Consider the following 2,676-nt stretch of genomic DNA (forward strand, 5'->3'; position numbering starts at 1 on the left):
TTCTCACTGTGCTCAATCTTCTCATAAATGCTGTCCAAGTTGCCCATCGACTCCTCGGGACCGATTCCGATTGCATCCGCTACCTGCAGCGCCTTCACGATTAAATCGAACGAAAACTGGCGGATGAGGTCAGGAGGCAAGCTTAGTTCCACCGCCTTCTCGAAGGCTTGGTGCACATCCTCCTTTATTTTATCCGTATCCGTCTGCTTGAGCGCCTCCATAATTCGATTTGCCTTCCGATTCAAACGGTAATAGTCTTGACTGTCCGGCGGTTGCAAATCCTCGATTGAAATGACGGAATGGCTGCCAAAAAGCATCTTGTAGCGGAGCGCCTTGCGCGACTCGCCGTAGGAGCTTTGAATATCGCCGAGCTCCTTGACTCCTCTGCCAACACCCACCGTGGCGACTAAGCCGAATTGCTTTTTAATTATCTCAAGTATCCATTCCAAAATTGCGAGCGCGCGCAAATGGTTTTGTTCCGCTTCGCCCTCAGCGAAGCTAAAGACAAGCGCCGCTCGTCCGCCGCCTAAATCGATTGCGACTCCAGCATCCTCTTTGCCCATCATCTCCTCCGCCACGTTGCAAAACACATACGTATACAACGTTTCATCACGCGGGCTTAAGCAGCCTTCTGGTTTCGCAATTTCTGCTGTACATACAAGGTAGCGCTCTGAATAGAGCTTAATGCCTGTAAATTCAAAGTGATGCCGCAAAGCTTGGTAGTCCGTTCGGTAGCCGGTCAGCATATCCATAATCAATCTCCATTTGAGCACGGATTTGGAATCTCGCACATGCTTCTCCAAGTGCTCCCGATCCACCATCATTTGCTCAAACACCGTCTCCAAATAAGTGAATCCCGCTGTATCAAATCCGCGCTTCTTATCTGGCTGGTAGGTCCCTGAAAGCTTGCTGACCAGTCGATCAAGCGGCTTGAAGGTTAATCGATTAACGTAAAACAATACAATTAGCGCTAGAACGATCATTACGCCAGCCAATATAAATAAAAGATTGCGGGTAATCTGAAGCGGCTCGTAAATTTGTGATTCCGGCATGATGCTGACCATTTTCCAACCCGTATAGGCGGATGTCCTGTAAAATACGGTTTGCGGGATCCCGTCCAGCTTGACTGATAGGGAGCCGCTGCCTTCTGCTGCGAGTACATTTTTCATATAGGGCAATTGCTTTAAATTTTGGTAAAGGAGCGTTTTGTCATCGTGGCTGACGACTTTTCCATCTGCGTCGAATATAAACAAATGGCCAGCCGAGCTTTCCTCATAGACCGATTTAATCATATCGTAGAGAACAACCTCGTTAATGTTCACGGCAACGATGCCGTTGCGATAACCGGGACTGCTTAGCGTCGGGTAGGAGCGCACCAGTGTGACAACGTTTTGTGTTATCGTTCCATCCCACACCGGATGGGTCGTCATCCACTTGAAATAACCCGGCATGTCCATATAATCAGCCAGCCAGTTGTCTACCGATGAAATATCATTCATATAAGCCTTTTCGGTCAAAATATCGCCGTTTACAGCAGAGTAAACGAAAATGGATGAGAAAGTGGGATTGGCGTTAATAAAGTTTTTTAATTTTGTCGTAAGCCCATAATAGTTGCTGTATTTTTGGGCATCGTCATTGTAACTATCCAGCATGAAGTAAACGAATTCGAGCTCTTCCATAAGCGCGAGCAAATCTTTCTCGGTTTGACGGAACRCCACTTCAATCTTTTGGTCTACTTGCTTGAGCAGCGCGAGATTCGTATTGGTTAGATCGGCCTCAAGCGGACCAACCGTACCCCGGTAGGACAACCAGAAGGTTAAGGCAATAATCAGCAGAAATGTGCTTCCGTAAATGATCATCACTTTTCCCGAAATGCTGGATTTCATTCCAAACCTCCTCACGGGATGCAGCTTGTTCATTACTATATGCATCATATGAGTTTGGCATTATACATTCATAGCTTTTAAGACAAAGGTAGCAGCACAAAAAAGAACCCTGCAGGCTAGTAACTGAGCCGCAAGGTAATTAAATATAAATAAAAAAAAGCGACATTGCCCGCCAAGGGTAAGTCGCTTTCTGTTTATTTGCCAAAAGTACCTGGTTTTATTTTTTTTACATCATACATATTTACCGATGAATCAACGATATATGAAGGGCGCTGCTCATCTTTTTTGTTCCGATGGCCAGCAATATGGACGGGATCTTTCTCCCAATTTTTCCAAACTTCATCAGACTCCCAACGGATCATAATAACCACTTCTTCCGTTTCTTTTGCTTTTCTATTCACCATAATATTAATATCGATAAGACCTTCCTTGCCATCAATATAGCCCTCTTGCCCAAAATTGTCGACAACTTGCTGTGAATTTCCCTTTTCCACTACAATTGATCTCAATTGAATGAACACAGAAATCCCTCCTATATCATTTTAAAAACTACCATTCAACTATATCGATAACGATTCTCATTGTCAAATATGCATTGTTAAAATGTTCCTATTTAGGCGGCATATTTTTCTCCCCTCCCCTTCTTATTTAAATAAACGACTAAAATTTTATTAATCGTCAGCAAGTAACGACTAACATGTCAAAAAAATGATAAAATAGATGATGATAATACCAAAAAGGCGGAGATTACATGGGACATCCATTCATTATTGAACCGATATTGTACATT

The 2,676-nt window shown here is 43.9% G+C and carries 2 protein-coding genes; both read right to left on the bottom strand.

Going from position 1 to position 2,676, the window contains the following annotated elements; translation table 11 throughout:
- On the bottom strand, window positions 1-1,886 hold a 1,886-nt coding region (locus tag AB4Z17_RS33065; RefSeq protein WP_441964650.1), incomplete at its 3' end, for a PDC sensor domain-containing protein.
- Window positions 1,887-2,080: 194 nt separating this feature from the next.
- Window positions 2,081-2,407 carry an antibiotic biosynthesis monooxygenase gene (locus tag AB4Z17_RS33070; protein WP_441964652.1) on the bottom strand — a complete coding sequence of 109 codons (327 nt, stop codon included), beginning with the start codon at window positions 2,405-2,407 and terminating at the stop codon, window positions 2,081-2,083.
- Window positions 2,408-2,676 lie beyond the last annotated feature (269 nt).

The sequence above is a fragment of the Paenibacillus sp. TAF43_2 genome (assembly GCF_052113545.1).
Lineage (GTDB): Bacteria > Bacillota > Bacilli > Paenibacillales > Paenibacillaceae > Pristimantibacillus.